The following is a 20264-nucleotide window of genomic DNA, read 5'->3' as shown; positions in this document are numbered from 1 at the left end:
GAAGGGATCAGACCGATGTCCTCGCACGCCGACCACACCACCGTGATCGTGGGAGCCGGCCCCGCCGGGCTCACCGCGGCGCTCAGCCTGGCCAGATACCGACACCCGGTGACCGTCGTGGACAGCCCTCGGGCACCGCGCAACAGCGCGTCGGCGGGTGTTCACGGCCATGTCGGAATGGACGGCGTCACGCCCGGCGAGTTCCGGGCGCGTGCCTGGCGGGAACTCTCCCGGTACGCGACCGTCGAGCGGCTGGAGGCCGACGCCGAAAGCGTGACCCCCGCTCCGGGCGGAGGCTTCCGGGTCGCCGTCGGCGGCGGTGAGATCGTCGAGGCCCGAACCGTTCTGCTCGCCACCGGTGTCGGGGACGTCCACCCGGCCGACGTGGACGGTTTCGCGGAGTGCTGGGGCCGCAGCGTGATCCACTGTCCGTTCTGCCTCGGCGAGGAGAACGCCGGCGGGCGCTGGGCGACCGTCGCCGACAACGCGGAACTCGCGGGACTGTCGGCCGTGGCCTTCCTCGCCTGGAGCGAGGACACCATCGCGATCTGCCAGGAGTCCATGCCCGGCCTGGAGACCGCTCGCGCGACGGCGCGGAGCAGCGGGGGCGAGGTCGTCACGGGAACGGTCCGCCGCCTGCACCACCGTCAAGGGGCTTTGTACGCCGTCGAGTTGGACGACGGCCGGGTCCTGGAGCGGGAGACACTGGTCTGGACGCCACGACAGCGGCAGCAACCCGTCGTCAGGCGGACCGCCGAAGAGCTGAAGCTGACGGTCGACGACGCCGGCTTCATCGGCGTCGACGCCTCCCAGTGCACCAGCGTTCCGGGCCTGTACGCGGCCGGGGACCTGACCAGCCGCTGGAAGCAGTCGGTCACCGTGTCGGCCGCGGCGGGCGCCGCGGCCGCCGACGCCATCCACATGTCGGCGTTGCTCGGCGCTGTGCGCCGCTGAACCGGTTGCCCCGCGACCACTCGATTCAGGGTTGCGTCGGATCCGGAAAGGAACCACGGCAGATGCCAGCAGCGATCAGAACGGCCGGACTGTGCAAGCGTTTCGGCTCGCTCACCGCACTCGACCACCTCGACCTCACGGTGTCCGAGGGCACGGTGCATGGCCTGCTCGGCCCCAACGGCGCCGGCAAGACCACCGCCGTCCGGGTCCTGGCCACCCTCATCAGACCGGACGAGGGAGCGGCCGAGGTGTTCGGCGTGGAGGTGCGTGACGACCCCGGGCGGATCCGGTCGGTCATCGGCCTCACCGGCCAGTACGCCGCCGTCGACGAACTGCTCACCGGGCGTGAGAACCTGCACATGATCGGCAGGCTGTTCCGGCTGTCGAAGTCCGACTGCCGGGCCCGCGCGAGCGAACTGCTGGAACGCTTCGGCCTGGACGACGCGGCCGACCGGCAGCCCAGGACCTACTCCGGCGGAATGCGGCGCCGGCTCGACGTCGCCGCCAGCCTCATGGCGCGGCCCAGGCTCATCTTCCTCGACGAGCCGACCACCGGCCTCGATCCGCGCAGCCGCATGGAGGTGTGGCGGCTCGTGCGCGAACTGGTCGCGGAGGGCACGACCGTACTGCTCACCACGCAGTACCTGGAGGAGGCGGACCAACTCGCCGACTCCCTGTCGGTCATCGACCGGGGCAGGGTCATCGCCGGCGGCACCCCGGATGAGCTGAAGGCCCAGGTGGGTCAGGACCGGGTCGGCATCACGCTGTTGGACGGCGAAGGCATGGACCAGGCGGTGCGGCTCCTGCGGGAGCGGCTGGGCGCCGACCCGGTCGCCGACCCGCAGAAGATGGTGGTCCACGCCCCGCTGCCCGACGGCGGCACCTTGCCCGACCTGCTCCACCTGCTCAGGGAGTCGGGGATCGCGATCGGTGACGTGGCGCTCCGCCGCCCCACTCTCGACGACGTTTTTCTCGCCGTGACCGGCCGGTCCGCCGATCACGGCGTCGACCAGCGAAACATCGGGAAGGAAACCGGGCGCACATGACCTCCACCACCCTGACACGGGAGAGCGGCACGTCGTACACGCAGTCGCGGAACGCCCTCGGGTGGTGGCTCTCCGACGTGTGGCAGATGACCCTGCGCAACGTGCGGCACGTGCTGCGCAGCCCCGATCTGGTGATGTTCTCGCTGGTCCAGCCGGTGATGTTCATCCTGCTGTTCACCTACGTCTTCGGCGGCGCCATAGACGTCGGCGGCGAACACTACGCCCAGTTCTTGCTGCCCGGCATCCTCGTCCAGATGGCGCTCTACGGCTCCGCCGCCGGCACGACCATCGGGGTCGCCGCCGAGATGCGCGAGGGCCTCATGGACCGCTTCCGCTCGATGCCGATGAGCCGTACCGCCGTGCTCATCGGACGCACGCTGTCGGAGATCTTCCGCAACGTCGGCGTGGCCTGTGTGACCGTGGGAGTCGGCGTGCTGGTCGGCTTCCGGTTCCACAACGGCCTCCTGCCCGCGCTGGCCGGCCTGCTGCTGTTGCTGCTGTTCGGCTACGCGGTGTCGTGGTTCGCCGCCTACCTCGGGCTGTCGGTGCGCAACGCGGAAGCCGCCCAGGCGGTCGGTGGCGTGTGGATCTTCCCGTTCACACTGATCTCCTCGGCGTTCGTACCGACCGACACGATGCCGGGCTGGCTCCACGCGTACGCTGCCCACAGCCCCATGACTGCGGCCGTGAACGCCCTGCGCGCACTGTTCACCGGGGGCCCGGCGACGAGCTACGTCCTCCAGACCGTGGCCTGGTCGGTCGGCCTGATCGCGGTGTTCGCCCCGCTCGCGGTCCGCAAGTACGGCTCGCGCTGACCGGCGGGCGGTGCCTCCCTGACAGAAGTCCGCAAGAGAGCGAGGACGCACCGGGGGGCGACGCAATCATGGCAGCCATGACTGAACCTGTCGCCGCACCCGACGGACCCGCCCCGATGACCGAGGTGTTCGACGCCGTCTACCGCGGGGAGAGCCCTTTCGGTAAACGCCCGCCGTGGGACATCGGGGCGCCCCAGCCCGCATACGTCGCCCTTGAGGAAGCGGGACTCATCGGCGGCGCCGTCCTCGACGCGGGCTGCGGCACCGGTGAGGACGCCCTCCACCTGGCGGGCAAGGGGTACGCGGTGACAGGGCTGGACCTGTCCCCGACGGCGATCTCCCTCGCCCGGGACAAGGCCGGGGCACGCGGACTCGACGCCGTCTTCGAAGTCGCCGACGCCCTCGACCTCAAGGGCTGGGAAGGACGCTTCGACACCGTGATCGACTCCGGCCTCGCCCACACCTTCGAGGGCGACACTCTGCGTTCCTACGCGGCGGCCCTGCACCGGGCCTGCCGCCCGGGGGCGGTGGCGCACATCCTCTCGATCAGCGACCGGGGGTCCGCGGAGATGCAGACGCGGCTCGCCGAGGCCATCGAGGAGATACCGGCGCCGCTTCCGGACAACGACGAGCCGCCCGGCCTCAAGCGCTCCGCCGACCACTTGCGCCACGGCTTCGCCGACGGCTGGACGGTGGAGTCGATCGACGAGACCCACATACGGGGCATCATCCCGACCACGTCCGAACTCCTCGACGTGCACGCCTGGCTCGGACGCTTCCGCCGTAGCTGACCGCGACCACCGAAGACGGCCCTTGCGAAGGTGATGAACGATGAAGGTGCGAGTAGGCAAGTGGCTGCGGACCGTCGCGTCCTCACCGGCCGGCCGGGCGGCCCGACGGGTGGCCACGTCGGCGGGCGCCTCCCCGGCCCCGCCTCCCTGGACCGGGGCCGCCCGCGCCGCCTACCGGTTCGGTTTCGCCTACGCCGGCCTGTACTGCCTGACCTCCCCTCAGGTCTATCTGGCCCTGCGCGGGGGCGGAATGGGGCGTCTCCAGGAAGCGGCCGACTCCTGGGCGAAGCTCTGGGAGGTACGCCCGGTGCGGAACTGGATGTCCGTCCGGGTCCTCGGCAGGGAGCTGGGTGACCGCTTCGACGGCGGCGACGACCCGCACACCTGGGCGGGGCAGCTCTGCTGGCTCGCGGGCGCCGCCGCGGCCACCCCGGTCTGGTCCGTGATGGACCGGAACCGGACGGACTACGCGGAGCTGGACAAGTGGGTCCGCCTGGCCGCCCGTTTCTGCCTCGCGGGGCAGATGTTCTCCTACGGCGCGGCCAAGGCCGTCCCGCTCCAGTTCCAGATGCCGCCGTCCAAGCTCGTCGAGCCGCTCGGTGACCTCAGCCCGATGGGCCTGCTGTGGGCGCAGACGGGGTCCTCGAAGCCGTACCAGATGCTGCTCGGCTGTGCGGAGATCGCGGGCGGGCTGCTGCTCATCGTTCCGCGCACGGCGTCGCTGGGCGCGCTGGTGTCGGCCGCGGAGATGGCCCAGGTGCTTCTCCTCAACATGACCTTCGACGTTCCCGTCAAGGTCCACTCCTTCCACCTCCTCCTGCTCAGCCTGCTTCTGCTGGCCCCGCACACGCCTCGCCTGGCCGAAGCCCTGCTCACGGAGCGCCCGGTCCCCGCGGCCGCCCCCGCGGACCTCTTCCGCTCCCGCCGGGCGAACCGGATCGCCACCGCACTGCAGGCCGGGGCGGGGCTCTGGCTGCTCGGCGCACAGCTGCGCAACGACTGGTCGTTCTGGAAGAACCACGGGGGCGGACGGGAAAAGCCCGATTTGTACGGCGTCTGGGACGTCACCGACTTCTCCATCGACGGCGAGCGGCACCCGCCCATGACGACCGACGGCCAGCGCTGGCGCCGAGTCGTCGTGGACTCCGTCGACGCCGTGGCCATCCAGCACATGGACGACTCGCTCGACCCCTGCATGGCGGCGATCGACATGAACGCCCGTTCGGTCGCGCTGACCAAGATGGCCGACCCCAAGTGGCAAGTGACGTTCACCTTCGAGCGCCCGGCCGACGACCGCCTGATCCTGGAGGGCGACGCCGACGGCTACCACCTCCGCCTGCATCTGCGCCGCCGCGATCTCGGCGCCTTCCCGCTGGTCGGCCGTGGCTTGCACTGGGTGCAGGACAACTCGTACCTGCGGTAGCGGACCAGTCGACCGAACGGCACACACGGGACGGCGTCCCGCCGTCCACGGGAGGAGAACAACGGATGAGCGCGGACGTGGAGACGCTGGCCGCGGAGGTGCGAGGACCCGTCCTGCTGCCCGGCAGCCGAGGGTACGACGAGGAACGGACCGGTTTCCAGACCGGCTTCCGGCACCGGCCCGCCGTCGTCGTCGGCGCCACCCGCCCCGAGGACGTGCGCGCCGCGGTCCGCTTCGCCGCCGAGCGGAGGCTGCCCGTCGCCGTGCAGTCCACCGGACACGGCATCGTCACGGCCCTGGACGGTGAGGGCGTACTCATCACCACCCGCCGGATGAAGGCCGTCGTGGTGGACGCGGAGGGCGGAACCGTCAGAGCCCAGGCCGGCGTGCTGTGGGGAGAGGTCATCGAGCGGGCCGCCCCGTACGGTCTGGCCCCTGTCAACGGCTCAGCTCCGCACATCGGCGTCGTCGGCTACCTCCTCGGCGGCGGTGTCGGCCTGCTCGGCCGCCGGACCGGTTACGCCAGCGACTACGTCCGCGCCATCGACATCGTCACCGCCGACGGCGCGCTGCGCCACGTCACGGCCGGATCCGACACCGACCTGTTCTGGGCGCTGCGCGGTGGCGGCGGCAACTTCGGCGCCGTCACCGCCATCGAGACCGCCCTCGTGCCAGTGACGAGGCTCTACGGCGGCGGCCTCCACTTCGCCGCGGACCACCCCGTCGACCTGCTGCACGCTTACCGCGCGTGGACCCTCACGCTGCCCGAGGAACTCACCTCCTCGATCGGCCTCATGACCTTCCCACCGTTGCCGTCCGTCCCCGAACCGCTGCGCGGACGCTACGTCGCACACGTCCGGATCGCCTTCACGGGCTCCGCCGAGGAGGGCGAACGGCTCGTGGCGCCCCTGCGCGCGTTCGGCCCGCGTCTGATCGACACCGTCCGGGAGATGCCGTACACGGAGGTCGGCACCATCTACCAGGACCCGTACGTCCCGCATGCCTACTTCGGCGGGAACGTCCTGCTGAGCGAACTCGACCCCACGGCCCTGCGGACCGTCGTGGAGGTGGCCGGACCCGATGCGACCGTCCCCTGCATCGTCGACATCCGTCACCTCGGCGGGGCCTTCGCCCGCCGGCCCACCGATCCGGGCGCGGTCGGGGGCCGTGACGCCGCGTACATGCTGCGAGTGATGACCGGCGGCACGGCCGCGCCGTCCACCGCAGCCCGGCCGGTCCACCAGCGCGTCTACGACGCCCTGAAGCAGTGGGCCGTCGGCCGCAGCCTCAACTCCGTCTACAACGACGGCGCCCCGGTCCACCAGGAGCAGGTGCGGGAACTCTTCGCGGCCGAGGACTTCGAGCGGCTGCGACGCGTAAAGAGGCTGCACGATCCGCACAACCTGTTCCGGTTCAACCACAACATTCGACCGACAGCAGCGACTGACTGAGCTTTCGCGCTCTCCTGGTCTCCGGCCGGCCGGGTGCCGGCGTCACCAAGAAGGAGCCCGCCGACTCCCTCACCGCCCGCACCGGCGAGCGTCGCGCGGAGTACGTCGTACGAGAAAGGGATTCTGGATGTCCGGCACAGCGGCATCTGTCGTCGAGGTCTTCGAGCAGCAGGCGGCGAAGCGTCCGGAGGCGATCGCGGTCCGTGGCGTCGGCGGCGAGCTCACCTACGTCGAGCTGGACCGCCGGGCGAATCAGCTGGCTCACGAACTGCGCGCCCGAGGGGTGGACGTCGAGGTCCCAGTGGCGCTGCTGATGTGCCGCTCGACCGATCTGATCGTCACCCTGGTGGCCGTTCTCAAGGCGGGCGGAGTCTATCTGGCCCTGGACCACCGCCTGCCGGCGGAGCGCCGGGCGATGGTTCTGCTCGACGCCCGTCCGGCGCTGGTCATCACCGACGAGGGGGAGTCGTCCGCCACGGACGGGGGTCCGCCGTGGTGTTCGCTGCCGGAACTGTCGGCGTGCGCTTCGCGACGGCCGACGACGCGCCCGGTGACCCGTACTTCACCGGAGAGCACGGCCTACATCGCGTACACCTCCGGATCGGCCGGGAAGCCGAAGGGCGTCATGGTGCCGCACCGGGCGATCGAACGGCTGGTCGTCGGGGCCGGTTATCTGCCGATCGGGCCCGACGACGTCTTCCTGCAACTGGCCCCCATCGCCTTCGACGCCTCGACCCTGGAGATCTGGGGGCCCCTGCTCAACGGCGGCAAGCTGGTGGTCGCGCCGGAAGAACAACTCCCCCTGGGAGCAATCGCCGACCTGGTGCGCGGCGAGGGCGTCACGATCCTGTGGCTGACCGCCGGGTTGTTCCACCACCTGGTCGCGTCAGGGCTCGTGGCACGGCTGCGTGGCCTCAGGTTCCTGCTCGCCGGCGGCGACGTGCTGTCGGTGGAGTCGGTCAACGCCGCCATGGCGGAACTCGCCGGCACGACGCTGATCAACGGCTACGGCCCCACCGAGAACACCACGTTCACCTGCTGCGCACCCCTGGCCGAACCGGTCACGGCGCCGCGGGTGCCGATCGGACCGGCGATCGACGGCACCTCGGTCTACGTGCTCGACGACGCCGTCGGGGCAGCGCCGGACGGGCAGGCGGGCCGCATCCACGCCGCCGGCGCCGGTCTGGCGCACGGCTATCTCAACGATCCGGCGCTGACCGCTCAGCGGTTCGTGGCGAACCCGTTCTCCGGGGTACCGGGGGATCGCATGTACCGCACCGGGGATCTCGGATCTCGCGGCGAGGACGGTGCGCTCGACTTCCATGGACGGGAGGACCGGCAGGTCAAGATCCGCGGCTTCCGGATCGAACCGGGCGACGTGGAACACGCCCTGCGCGCGCACCCGGACGTGGCGGACGCCGCGATCGTCGCCACGTCGTCGGGGGACGAGCGCTCCCTCGTCGGGTTCTACGTCGCCGACGAACCGCTGGTCTCCGAGCACCTGCGCAAGCACATGGAAACCCTTGTCCCCCCGTACATGGTCCCGGCTGTCCTGGTGTGGTTCGAAGCCCTGCCCCTGACGGTCAACGGCAAGGTCGACCGGGACGCGCTGACCGCGTACGCGCCGCCGGGCCGGGGGGCCCTGAGCTCGGACTACCGTGGCCCCGGCAATCCCCTGGAACAGTGGCTCGCCGAGATGTGGGGCGATCTCACCCAGACGTCCCCCGTCGGCGTCGACGACGACTTCTTCGAGCTCGGCGGTCATTCGCTGATGGCCGTCCGGATCATCGTGGAGATCAGCGACCGCACGGGCGTCGAGATCGACCCCCAGGATTTCTACGCTTGTCCGACGATCTCCGAGCTTGCCGGGCTGATAGCCGCCGGCGCCCCCGAATAGGCGGCAAGAGGAGTGGGGAAGACCGGCAGTTCGCCATGAATCCGCCCATGAATCCGCCCATGAATGAGAACCGAAAGATTGCTGATCAGTATCCGCGCCAGCGTGCGATGCTCCGACCATGGGCCTCGAACGCCGTCCGCGTTCGGTTCCTGCCGCGGCTTTGTCCCTCTCGCCGGCCCTTCGAGCTCCGGCACTGCCGGGTGCCACCTGATGGGAGTTGATGTCGCAATGGAGCTGGAGCGTACGGCCCCGCTCTCCTACACCCCGCTGACCGAGGAAGAACGACGGCGGCGGGCGGAGAGCACCGGCGGCGAGCCGATGCTCGATTTCGATGTCACGAACGGCTCCGAGAGCACGGCCTACATCGGGTACCACCACTTGGACGTCCTGCTCGGTCTCCAGCACCCGCGCACCAGCGAACCCGCCGAGCTGTCGTTCTACATCACCGGCCAGATCCAGGAACTGCTCTTCAAACTGCTGTTCACCGAGGTCAACCGGATACGAGACCTGTTGTTCGCGGACGACCTCGACGAGGCCCTTCGGTATCTACGACGCGCCGGGCACGTCCAGCGGGTACTCACGACGACGTGGGAGCCGGTGAGCACCATCACGCCGGCGGAGTTCGCGGCCTTCCGCGACGAGCTGGGTTCGGCGTCGGGCATGCAGTCCTACATGTACCGGCAACTCGAGTTCGCGCTCGGCAACAAGGCTCCCCGGATGGCAGAACCGTACCGGCCGGTGGGCTGGGTGTACGAGCAGGTCATGACCGCGCTGCGGGCACCGAGCCTGTACGACGCGGCGCTCGGTGTGCTCCGTCGCCGCGGCCTGGGCGTCCCGGCCCACTGCGTCGAGCGGGACTTCGCCGAGCCGTACCAGCCGCACGCCGCGGTTGAACAGGCCTGGGCGCGGGTCTACCGGTCGCACCGCGAGCATCCGGACGTTCACGCCCTGGCCGAAGCACTGTGTGACCTCAACCATCAGCACGCGCAATGGCGCTACACCCATCTGCTGACCGTGGAACGCATACTCGGCCACAAGCCAGGCACCGGCGGAACCTCCGGCGTCAGCTGGCTGCGCAAGGTGGCCGAACACCGATTCTTCCCGGAGCTGTTGGGCGCCCGCACCGCCATCTGATGCCTATCTCCCGGTGATATGGGGACGATCCTTGAGTTTCCTCGTTTACGGCCGGTACAACCAGACCGAGCTTGATCGTCAGTATTCTCCGAGCTCCTGTGTGGACGACCTGTCTGCCTTTCTCACCTCGTACACGACGCGGAGCGCGCGAACGAGGACCGAGCTGCCGGTCAACGCCGGCATCCCGTACGGCTCACTGCCCTGCGAAAGCCTCGACTTCTTTCCGGCGCGCGGCCCACAGGCGCCGCTACTGGTGTTCGTGCACGGCGGCTACTGGCGGGAACTCGGCAAGGACGACTCCTCCTTTCCGGCGCGCCGGCTCGTGCCGGCGGGCGTCGCGTTCGCGGCCATCGGCTACGGGCTGGCTCCGCGGTACCGGCTCGACGAGATCGTCGATCAGGTACGACGCGCCGTCTGGTGGCTCGTGGAGCACGCCGGGGACCTCGGGGTCGACAGCGAGCGGATCGTGCTCGCCGGAAGCAGCGCCGGCGCTCATCTGGCGCTGATGGCGCTGCTCGACGGCTGGATGCCCGAGGGCACCCGTCCGGCGGACGTGATCGCTGGAGCGGTCCTGCTCAGCGGCGTGTACGACCTCGAGCCGATCCGCCTCACCTACGTCAACGAACCGCTGGGGCTCGACGCCGAGGCGGCGGCCCGGCTCAGCCCGATCCGCCGCCTCCCGGACCGGCTGCCGCCGCTGGTCGTGGCGCGCGGCGGCGCCGAGACCGCCGAGTTCGCGCGTCAGCACCGCGAGCTCGTCGAGGCCGCCACGCCTCGTTCGACCGCCGTCCACGATCTGGTGATCCCGCACCGGAACCACTTCGACATCACCTTCGACCTCGACGATCCCGTCAGTGACCTGGGCGCCGCGGTGCTCCGTCAGCTGGGGCTGCCCGGACGGGCATCCAGCAGAACGGCAGGCGACTCCGTTCGATCCCATCGAGACATTGGACGCACATGAGCGACAACCTGATCAAGAAGATACTCGTGCTCGGAGGCGGCACGGCAGGCTGGATGACCGCTTCCTACCTCGGTAAAGCGCTCGGCTCGACCGTTGGGATCACCGTGCTGGAAGCGCCGGCCATCCCGAAGATCGGCGTCGGCGAGGCCACGATCCCCAATCTCCAGCGGGTGTTCTTCGACTACCTCGGCCTGACCGAAGAGGAGTGGATGCCGGAGTGCAACGCCAGTTACAAGATGGGCATCAGATTCATCAACTGGCGTACTCCGGGCACCGGTACGGCCCGCCCACGGCCCCACGGGCAGTACGGGGATCAGTTCGACCACCTCTTCGGCCTGCTTCCCAACCACGACAACCTGCCGCTGTCGCACTACTGGACGTACCAGAAGCTCAACGGAATGACCGATGAGCCGTTCGACCGCGCCTGCTACCCGCAGCCGGCGCTCTTCGACCGGAAGCTGTCCCCCCGCTTCCCCGACGGCCGCCGCGTGGCTAGTTACGCCTGGCATTTCGACGCCGACCTCGTCGCGGACTTCCTGCGCAGGTTCGCCACCGCCAGGCAGGGGGCGACGCACATCGAGGACAAGTTCATCGCGGCTGAGACCGATCAGCGCGGCCACCTCGTCGCCGTCACCACCGAATCAGGGCGAAGGCTGGAGGCGGATCTGTTCATCGACTGCTCCGGTTTCCGCAGCCTCCTGATCAACCAGGTGATGAAGGAGCCGTTCCTGGACATGAGCGACCACCTGCTCAACGACCGGGCGGTGGCGACCAGGCTGGAGCATGACGACGAAGAGCACGGCGTCGAGCCGTACACCTCCGCGATAGCGATGAGCTCCGGCTGGGCCTGGAAGATACCGATGCTCGGCCGTTTCGGCACCGGGTACGTGTACTCCAGCCGGTTCACCTCGCAGGAGGAGGCCACCCGGGAGTTCTGCCAGATGTGGGGCATCTCCCCGGACACGCATCCGATGAACCACGTCCGGTTCCGGGTCGGCCGAAATCGGCGGGCATGGGTGAAGAACTGTGTGGGAATCGGTCTTTCGTCGTGCTTTCTGGAACCGCTGGAGTCCACCGGGATCTACTTCACCTACGCCGCTCTCTACCAGCTGGTGAAACACTTCCCGGACAAGCGCTTCGACCCGATGCTGACGAAACGCTTCAACAGCGAGATCGAGGCGATGTTCGACGACACGAGAGACTTCATCCAGGGCCATTTCAGCTTCGCGCCGCGCGACGACACGCCGTTCTGGCGGGCGTGCAAGGAGCTGGAGCTGGCGCCGGAGTTCGTCCGCAAGGTCGAGATGTACAAGGCCGGCCTCGGGGTGGACCTACCGGTGACCGACGAGAGCACCTACTACGGAAACTTCGAGGCCGAGTTCCGGAACTTCTGGAGCAACGCCAACTACTACTGCGTGTTCGCCGGCCTCGGCATGATGCCGGAACACGACCCCACGCCGCTCGACTACCGACCGGAGTCCGTCAAATCCGCCGAAGCGGTGTTCGCGCAGGTCCAACGGCGACGGGACGAGCTGCTCGACACCCTGCCCCTGATGCACACGTACCTGCGTCGGCTCCACGGGAAGTGACCGCTTCCTGGCGACGCCGGGACAGTGCCCGGACACCGGGAGACCCGTCACGGAGACTTGGATGGAGACAGCCATGCCCACCCCCAGCCGGGAAACCGCCGAACGACTCGACCGGACCGATCCCCTCGCCGCGGTGCGTACGAGGTATTCGTTGCCGGAGGGCGTGGTGTATCTGGACGGCAATTCCCTCGGCGCGCTGTCCGTGGGCGTGCCGGCGGCGGTCCAGACGGCCGTCGTCGAGAACTGGGGCCGGCATCTCATCAACGTATGGACCGATGACGGCTGGTGGGACGCGCCGCTGCGGGTCGGCGACCGCGTCGGGCGCCTGCTCGGTGCGCGGGCCGGCCAGACCGTCGTGGGTGATTCGACCTCGGTACACCTGTTCAACGTGCTGACGGCCGCGGCCAGGTTGCGTCCGGACCGCCGACTGCTCCTGGTCGAAGAAGGCGGTTTCCCCACGAACCACTACTTGGCCACTTCGGTCGCCCGCATCCTCGGGCTGGAGGTCCGCCGGGTACCCATGCCCGACATGGCATCCACCCTCCGCCGGCTGGGTGAGAGGAGCGCGGTCGCCACAGCGGGGGCCGTCGACTTCCGCACCGGCGAACTCTGGGACATCCGCGCGGTCACGGACGCGGCGCACGACGTCGGCGCGCTCGTCGTCTGGGACCTCTGTCACGCCGTCGGCGCCCTCCCACTGACCCTCGACGCGGACGGCGTGGACTTCGCGGTGGGGTGCTCCTACAAATTTCTGTCGGGCGGCCCCGGCGCCCCGGGGTTCGTCTACGCCGCCAGCCGCCATCACGGTGACATCGATCAGCCACTGTGCGGCTGGCACGGACACGCCGAACCGTTCGCGATGGTGCCCGACTACGAGCCCACGACCGGAATCGGACGGCTGCGGGTCGGCTCTCCGAACATCTTGTGCATGTTGGCACTGGACGCGGCACTCGACGTCTTCGACGACGTGGAGATGGCAGCGGTCCGCGAGAAGAACGTGGCGCTCGGGGATTTCTTCATCGAGGCGGTCGACGCCCACCTGGCCGGGCGCGGATTCGAACTGGTCACGCCGCGCCGTGGCGATCAGCGCGGAAGCCAGGTGACGCTGTGTCATCCGGAGGCGGAGCGGATCATGCGGGCCTTGAACAAGCACGGGATCATCGGCGACGTGCGTCCTCCGGCGCTGCTGCGGTTCGGGTTCAACAGCCTCTACATCTCCTACACCGACATCTTCGCAGTCGTAGAGGCACTGCGTTCGTGCACGCGATGCGCATGAAGCGTCGTCCGAGGACTCTGTTCACGCGACACTAGGTGGTGCGCAACTTCGTGACCACCGGCATGTGCTTGATGCCGGCCGCGAAGTTGGACGCCAGATGCTCCACCGGGCCGGCGAGGTCGAATCGCTCCACCGAGCGGGCGATCTCGGCGAACAGCGCGTTCAGCGCCATCCGCGCCAAGGCGGCCCCGACGCAGTGGTGCGGCCCGAAACCGAACGCGACGTGGGGGTTCGGTGATCGGGTCACGTGGAACCGGAAGGGCTCGGAGAAGACCTCCTCGTCCCGGTTCGCCGAACCCAGCCAAGTCACCACCGCGTCGCCCTCACGCACCTGTCGGCCGCGCAACGTCGTGTCCTGGGTCGCGTGGCGCAGGAAGTGACTGGCCGGCGAGGACCAGCGCAGGCCCTCTTCCACCGCGCCGGGCACCAATCGCGGATCGTCGACCAGTCTGCGGTACTCCGCAGGGTTCTCGATGAACGCCAGCACCGTTTGCGTGATGGCGTGCGGTGTGGTGACGTTGGCGCCCAGCAGCAGGCTGTAGCAGTTGTAGACCAGCTCGTCGTGGCGCAGTCTGCGCCCGCCCACCTCCAGGCCGAGCAGCGCGCCGATCAGGCCGTCTTCCCGGGTAGTGCGGCGAGTCCGGCGGGAGAAGTACGAGAACAGCTCGTGATGCGCCGTCGCCAAGGTGTTGAGCCCGTTCCCCAGCCGGAAATCGGGGTCTTCCGGTGCGATGGCCGCGGTGGTGAGCACGGTCAGCCGCGCCCAGTCCTGCTCCGGAATGCCCATCAACGTGCCGGTGAACGCCATCGGGAAACCCGCCGCGAGTTCGGCCAGATCCCGTGGGCCGTCGGCCAGTCGCTCGAGCAGGCGGTGGGCCACCCGCCTCACTTCCGGGGCGAACGGCTCCAGTGCCCTCCTCGACAGGAGCTTGGCGATCGGCTCGTGCAGCATCGTGTGCACCGGCGGGTCGCTGGCCGCCATCATCTTGCCGCCGGCCGGGTCGCGACTGCCGAGGACCGACAGCAAGGTTCCCCGGCTCGAGGTGAACCTGGTGTGGTCCCGCAGCACTTCGCGGACGTCATGGTGTTTGGTGACCGACCAGAATCGGCGGCCGTCCGGCAACGACTGGAGGTGCAACGGGGCGCGCTCACGCAGCGCGGTCCAGATCGTGTGCGGGTCACCGGAGCCGTACAGGCGCGGATCCATGAGATCCAGCGAGTCCAGATCCGTGGAAGCCGCCGGCGCGGTTCGCTCACTCATCTTCATCGAGGTCTCCCTGCTCTCGGCCGTCAGCCGGTTCCTGGACGCCGACAGCGGTCCACATGGCCGTCGCCTTGGCCACCAGCTCGCCACGGGCGTCGTACAAGGCGGTGCCGACCGACGCGGTGCGGCCTTGCCGACGCCATCGGCGCGCGACCACCACATGGGGTGCCAGCGGGCGGGGCGGCCTGCGCAGGACCGCGGTCATGCGGGTGAGCACCATCGGCTCCCGGACCGGGTCCGTGGTCCACCCGCCGGGGCAGTCCAGGACACTCCATACCAGCTCGGGCTGATCGGACGCCGCCGCCGTCGGCGTCCAGGGACACGCCACGATGCCGGGCGCACCGGGGACCTCGCCCGGCGCCACCGGGAAGCCGTCCGCCGGTTCACGGTCCACTCCACAGACGAAGCAGGTCGGAAACGGATGTCCCACACGCCCCCGGTAACGTCGACTCGCATCGGCCGCCGCCTGGAGCGACACCGCTTCCACGGCTGGGAACTCCGCCGAGGCGGTGGTCGTGGTCGCGATCAGCCGGTCGCCGTCCCAGATCTGGGAGCGCCGTGATCCGGGACGGAACTCCAGGGCGTGGTCGAGCCGTGGCGCCACAAGCAGCGCCACGGCGACCGGCGGGCGTTGGTGGTCCGCGGCCGGCTTCGCGAACGTGCCGCAGGCATAGCCGCCGTTCGCCGTGCCGGGCGGGCCGTTGTACCTGGCGGGTATGCGCACTGTCCGGTCCGCCATGTCACAGCGCCCGCGTGTCGGTTTCGACACCGGCTTGGAGAGCGTCGAGAAGGTGGCCGGGCGCCTTCACGAACGCTTGGTGATCGCCGTCCAGCACGAGCGAGGTGCAGCGTCCCCACCGTGCCCACCCGGCCATCAGCCCGTGCGGGATCTCCACGTCGGCGGACCAGCCGATCGCCCGGATCTCGAAGGAATCCGTCGTGGACCGGTCCGGACGGTAGACCTTGTTCGCCGCCAGGTCGTCCACCAGCACTTTGACGAAGAAGTCGACCAAGCGCTGCGCCGGCGTAACCAGTCCCAGCAGGTTCACGACCACGACCCTGAGCTCGTCCTCGCTCATGTCGAGGAACCGGCCGTACGGCCCGTCGTCCGGCGCCACTTGTGAGGACACGAAACAGGTGGTCGGTGACCTGGTGTCGCCGGACGCCATTCGCCGCGCGAACTCGAAGGCCGCGAGCGCCGCCCCGCAATGCCCGAACACACTGAAGTCGCGGTCCAGGACCGGGCCCAGCTCGGCGGTCATCTGCTCGGCCAGGTTCTCGTACGTTCCGTAGTGGGCTTCGCCCATCCGCGTTTCCCGGCCCGGCAGTTGCAGCGGTACCACGGCCGTGTCCCCGATGCGGTCGGGCCACAGGCGGTACATGGAGGCGCCGCAGCCGGAATAGGGAAAGCACAGCAGCAGATGGTCGCAGTCGTCCGGCGGCACAGTGGCGAACCAGCGGTTGTGGTTCTGTTCTTTCCCGATCACGCGTCCCCTCCGGCGGTCCTGTTGCGGAAAGTCTGTTTCAGTACATTGCCGACCACTTGCATGGATTCCGGCCTGTCCATGTCCTGATGGCTGGTCGGAACGACGTGGACCGTCATGGGGCCGTGGATGTGGCCCCGCCACGCGCCTGCGGGATCGAGCCGCGAGGAGTCCTCGCCGTCCACCGTGACCGCGCCCGCCTTGAAGAAGACCGCGGCCCCGTCGAATTCCGGCGGCAGGTATCCGGTCAGCATCGCGATGTGCTCCACGCTGATCCCCGTCACGAGGTCGGAGATCGCGTCCACATCGAGCGAATCGGCATCGGCGTACCTGTGGCGCAGGAACTGGTCGAACCCCTCGCGGATCTCCTGGCCGTCGAGGTTCCCCGCTTCGACGGCGGTGTCCGGATAGCAGTCCATCATCGCCAGCAGCTCGACCTCCTCGCCGCGGGCCCGGAGCTCGGCGGCGATGGCGTGCGCGGCGAAGCCGCCGAACGACCAGCCGAGCAGGTTGTACGGCCCGTGCGGCTGGACCGACCGGATCCTGGCCAGATAGGTCTGGACGAGCTGGGCCATCGAGGTCGGCATGGTGTCGGGGCCGGTGGGATCGAGACCGGGCGCCTGTAGCGCATAGATCGGCCGGTCGTCGATGTAGCGGGCCAGGCTGAGATAGAACCAGCCGACGCCGCTCACCGGGTGCAGGCAGAAAAGGGGCCGTTCGGCGCCGCCGGAGCGGATGGTCATGAGCGGTGCGTAGGTCTCGTCGCGGCCGTCCGGGGCCATGCCGAGCAGTCGCGGCGCCAGGTCGGCCACCGTGGGGCACTCGAACACCGTCCGGATCGGGAGGTCGATCCGGAGAACGGTGCGGATGCGGGACAGCAGCCTCGTGGCGAGCAGCGAGTGGCCGCCCAGTTCGAAGAAGCTGTCGTCGATCCCGACGTCGGGTACGCCCAGCACCTCGGAGAAGAGGCCGGTGAGCACTTCCTCGTGCGCGTTCCGTGCCCGCCGCGACGAACTGCCGGTGATCTCCGGCGACGGCAGCGCCTCCCTTTTCAGCTTTCCGTTGGCGGTCAGCGGCAGACGGTCGAGGAAGGTCACTGACGAGGGGACCATGTACGCGGGCAACTGGCTGCTCACGAAGGCACGGAGGTCTACCGCCTGGTCGGCGACCGGAACGTTGCCGTACACCGTCAGCGGTCCGGCCTGTGCGAAACCGGGCACGTACACATCGGTGCGGACGGTGTTGCCACCACCGGGTGCCGCAAGTACGACGTCCAGGTGTCCTGCGACCTGCGACCACGTCACCGCCGTCGAGTACCCCAGCCGCTCCCCGAGCGTGTAGAGCTCTTCGCGCAGCTCGCCGTCGGCCGCCGGCGCGTTGTGCTCGTCGTGGAGAAGGCCGGTGGCGCGCACGGCGGTCGCCAGGGCCTGGTGAGGCACACCGACGATCCGGACGGTCTCGGGCCGCCGCGTCCGGAGGTGCTGTTCCAGCTCTTGGAGGCCGCCCGCTTCGCTCCACCGCAGACGGGGGACGGCAGCGAGGGATTGTGCCCGAACCGGCGCCTTGCGCACCGTCACGTCGTACCGGTACTGACTCAGTTCGTTGTCGTACCAACCACGTTTGACCTGCACGTCGACCGCGCCGATCGCGGGCAGTTCGTCCCCCAGCGCCGCGAAGAAGTCCGGATGCAGGACGAGCTCGGTCTCCATGGCGATCGCCGTGGCGATGGTGCTGCGGATTCTGCCTTGCTCGGCTTCGTCGAGGTCGGCTGCGTCCTGGTGACCGAGTCGGCTGATCTGAACCGCGGTGGCGAATTCCCGCAGCAGTGCCTTGTTCCGGATGTCGCCGATGAACAGCGCGCCGCCGGGCGCCAGCAGTCCCATCGCCTTCTCGATGACGTCCACCAGGTACTGCACGCTCGGGAAGTACTGGACGACGGAGTTCAGCACGATGGTGTCGAAATCGCGCTCCGGCAGCAGATCCACTTGATCGGCCGGCTGGACGACCAGTTCGACCCGGTCCGCCCAGTCCGCCGGCACCTCGGCGAGGTGCCGGCGGAGCCCGTCGATCACCGACTCGGAGAAGTCCGTGCCGTAGTACGTTTCGCATTCCGGGGCCAGGCGAGCCAGGAGGAGCCCGGTGCCCACTCCGATCTCCAGCACCTTGGACGGCCGCAGGGACCGGATCCTCGCGACGGTCGCGTCGCGCCACTCCCGCATCTCGGCCAACGGAATCGGCATCTCGGTGTAGCTGCTGTTCCACCCGCGGAAGTCGTCACCGAAGCCGGCGTCGGCAGGGTCACCGGCGTGGTGTTCTCCGCGATACAGATCGTCATACGTGTCCCGCCATTGCTCCACCAACTCGATCTCCCGGCTCTCCTGCCGGTCGGCGGATGCCACCTGGTTCCGGACGACATAGGCGACCAGTTGCTTGACGCCCTGCCCGGTGATGTCGCGAGCGACGACCGCGGCCTGCGCCACCTGGGGGTGCGCCAGCAGGACCGCCTCGATCTCACCGGGCTCGACCCGGAACCCGCTGATCTTCGTCTGGTCGTCGACCCGGCCCACGAACACCAGCACGCCCTCGCGCGTCCAGCGCGCTAGGTCGCCGGTGCGGAACATCCGCGAACCCGCCGGACCGTAGGGGTCCGCCACAAAACGTTCCGCGGTCGGCCCGGGTCGGCCGGAATACCCACGAGCCAGGCCCGCGCCGGCGATCCACAGCTCACCGACGACACCGGTGGCGACGGGATCCAGCTCAGCGCTCAGAACGTAGACCCGGGCATTGCGGATCGGGACGCCGATGGGCACCACCGGATCGTCGAACCGCTGACGGGTGGCGGCACAGACCACATGAGTCGTCGCATTCACCGTGGTCTCGGTCGGGCCGTAGATGTTGATGACCCGGATGGCGCTGTTCGCCCGCAGAACCCGGTCGACCGCCGCGGTCGGCACCTTGTCGCCGCCGGTCGCCAGGTAGCGCAGCGTCCGCAGGCCCGACAGCTCGTCCAGCTCCTCAGACGACATGAGATCGAACAGGCCGGCGGTGGCCCACAGCGTGTCGATCTCGTTCGCCGCGATGAACCGGAGGCGTTGCGCCGGTGACTCCCTGTCAGCCGACAGCGGGACGAGGGTCCTGCCGCGCAGGAGCGCCGGCCAGATCTCGTACACCGACGCGTCGAAGGCGATCGAGGACTGGACGAGAATCCGGTCGCCCGGTCCCTCCGGCCAGCCGTGCCAGGCATCGTTCAGGACACTGCGATGGGAGACAGCGACTCCCTTGGGGCGTCCGGCCGATCCGGACGTGAACATGACGTACGCCAGATGGGCCGGGCACAGTCGGTCATGGGACGGGTTCGTGCGCTCGCCGGCGACGATGTCCGCCACGTACAGCCTGGGGATTCCTTCGACGGGCAGCACATCGGGCGTGTCGACGGCGCTGCTCGTCAGGATCAGAGCCGGCTGCCCGTCGGCCAGGATGGAACCGTTGCGCAGGCTGGGATAGGCGGGGTCGATGGGCAGGTAGGCGGCGCCGGCTTTCAGGATCCCGAGGATGGCGGCGATCAGTTCCGGCGAGCGGGGGAGTGCGACCGCGACCACTGATTCGAGGTGTACGCCGTGCGCGGTCAGCTCGTGGGCGATCTGGTTGGCGCGCACATTGAGCTCGTCATACGTGATGTCCTCGCCGCCGCTGGAGATCGCGATCGCGTCCGGAGTCCGCGCGGCCTGCTGTTCGAACAGGACGGGGATGGAGCCCTCCGGAATCGCGGCGTCCTCGGTGGCCGGGTCCGACGACCCGAGGAGTTGGTGGCGCTCGTCGGGAAGGAGTACGTCGAGGGTGCGAAGGGGTGTGTCCGGGGTGGCGACCACCGTGCGCAGAACTGTTTTGAACCGGGCGATCAACTGTTCGATGGTCTCCCGGTCGAACACGTCGGTGGCGTATTCGACGTACCCGACATAGCCGAGAGGATGGTCTCCGTCGCGGGGTAATTCCGAGATGTTGAAGAGCAGTTCGAACTTGGCTGTGCCGGTCGATATCGGCTCGAAGTCGATCTTTATGTCGCCCAGGGCGAAGGTCGGATAGATGTTGTTTTGGAAGGCGAGGGAGATTTGGAAGAGGGGGTGGTGGGCGGTGGTGCGGGTGGGGTTGAGGAGTTCGACGAGTTGTTCGAAGGGTGCG

The 20264-nt window shown here is 69.1% G+C and carries 15 protein-coding genes; 11 read left to right on the top strand and 4 right to left on the bottom strand.

The annotated features are described in order from the left end of the window. Positions 1-15 precede the first annotated feature (15 nt). From ACF1B9_RS32605 to kynU, 11 genes are all read left to right on the top strand, one after another. Entirely contained in the window at positions 16-954 is a 939-nt protein-coding gene (locus tag ACF1B9_RS32605) for an NAD(P)/FAD-dependent oxidoreductase (protein ID WP_391746327.1), read from the top strand. 62 nt (positions 955-1016) lie between these two features. Next, positions 1017-2000 carry an ATP-binding cassette domain-containing protein gene (locus ACF1B9_RS32600; RefSeq protein ID WP_391746326.1) on the top strand — a complete coding sequence of 328 codons (984 nt, stop codon included), beginning with the start codon at positions 1017-1019 and terminating at the stop codon, positions 1998-2000. Continuing rightward, positions 1997-2815 carry an ABC transporter permease gene (locus tag ACF1B9_RS32595; protein ID WP_391746325.1) on the top strand — a complete coding sequence of 273 codons (819 nt, stop codon included), beginning with the start codon at positions 1997-1999 and terminating at the stop codon, positions 2813-2815. The genes ACF1B9_RS32600 and ACF1B9_RS32595 overlap by 4 nt, the downstream gene beginning before the upstream one ends. Before the next feature lie 77 nt (positions 2816-2892). Then, positions 2893-3606 carry a class I SAM-dependent methyltransferase gene (locus ACF1B9_RS32590; RefSeq protein WP_391746324.1) on the top strand — a complete coding sequence of 238 codons (714 nt, stop codon included), beginning with the start codon at positions 2893-2895 and terminating at the stop codon, positions 3604-3606. 40 nt (positions 3607-3646) lie between these two features. Continuing rightward, positions 3647-5029, top strand: a complete 1383-nt coding sequence (locus tag ACF1B9_RS32585) for a DoxX family protein (RefSeq protein WP_391746323.1) — start codon at positions 3647-3649, stop codon at positions 5027-5029. Between the two features lie 65 nt (positions 5030-5094). Beyond that, positions 5095-6480: an FAD-binding oxidoreductase gene (locus ACF1B9_RS32580; RefSeq protein WP_391746322.1), complete on the top strand. Its 1386-nt coding sequence runs from the start codon at positions 5095-5097 to the stop codon at positions 6478-6480. Between the two features lie 127 nt (positions 6481-6607). Then, a complete protein-coding gene (locus ACF1B9_RS32575) occupies positions 6608-8377 on the top strand; it encodes an amino acid adenylation domain-containing protein (RefSeq protein WP_391746321.1) in 1770 nt (589 codons plus the stop codon). A gap of 228 nt (positions 8378-8605) precedes the next feature. After that, on the top strand, positions 8606-9511 hold the full coding sequence (locus ACF1B9_RS32570) for a tryptophan 2,3-dioxygenase (RefSeq protein ID WP_391795962.1): 906 nt from the start codon (positions 8606-8608) through the stop codon (positions 9509-9511). 100 nt (positions 9512-9611) lie between these two features. After that, on the top strand, positions 9612-10472 hold the full coding sequence (locus ACF1B9_RS32565) for an alpha/beta hydrolase (protein WP_391746319.1): 861 nt from the start codon (positions 9612-9614) through the stop codon (positions 10470-10472). Continuing rightward, on the top strand, positions 10469-12061 hold the full coding sequence (locus ACF1B9_RS32560) for a tryptophan halogenase family protein (RefSeq protein WP_391746318.1): 1593 nt from the start codon (positions 10469-10471) through the stop codon (positions 12059-12061). The genes ACF1B9_RS32565 and ACF1B9_RS32560 overlap by 4 nt, the downstream gene beginning before the upstream one ends. Before the next feature lie 73 nt (positions 12062-12134). Then, on the top strand, positions 12135-13337 hold the full coding sequence (gene kynU / locus ACF1B9_RS32555) for a kynureninase (RefSeq protein ID WP_391746317.1): 1203 nt from the start codon (positions 12135-12137) through the stop codon (positions 13335-13337). A gap of 31 nt (positions 13338-13368) precedes the next feature. On the opposite strand, the gene ACF1B9_RS32550 is transcribed toward kynU, so the two are convergent. The 4 genes from ACF1B9_RS32550 to ACF1B9_RS32535 all read right to left on the bottom strand — a co-directional run. Continuing rightward, positions 13369-14598 carry a cytochrome P450 gene (locus tag ACF1B9_RS32550; RefSeq protein WP_391746316.1) on the bottom strand — a complete coding sequence of 410 codons (1230 nt, stop codon included), beginning with the start codon at positions 14596-14598 and terminating at the stop codon, positions 13369-13371. After that, the gene (locus ACF1B9_RS32545) at positions 14591-15340 is read right to left on the bottom strand and encodes a hypothetical protein (protein WP_391746315.1); all 750 of its coding nucleotides are present in this window, start codon (positions 15338-15340) and stop codon (positions 14591-14593) included. Before ACF1B9_RS32545 ends, ACF1B9_RS32550 begins: the two co-directional genes overlap by 8 nt. A gap of 1 nt (position 15341) precedes the next feature. Further along, complete coding sequence (locus ACF1B9_RS32540) at positions 15342-16088, bottom strand: thioesterase II family protein (protein WP_391746314.1); 747 nt, start codon at positions 16086-16088, stop codon at positions 15342-15344. Beyond that, on the bottom strand, positions 16085-20264 hold a 4180-nt coding region (locus tag ACF1B9_RS32535), incomplete at its 5' end, for an amino acid adenylation domain-containing protein (RefSeq protein WP_391746313.1). The genes ACF1B9_RS32535 and ACF1B9_RS32540, both read right to left, overlap by 4 nt.

It is taken from the genome of Streptomyces sp. NPDC014727 (assembly GCF_043083485.1).
Lineage (GTDB): Bacteria > Actinomycetota > Actinomycetes > Streptomycetales > Streptomycetaceae > Streptomyces.
This window is presented reverse-complemented; position numbering and strand designations above follow the sequence as displayed.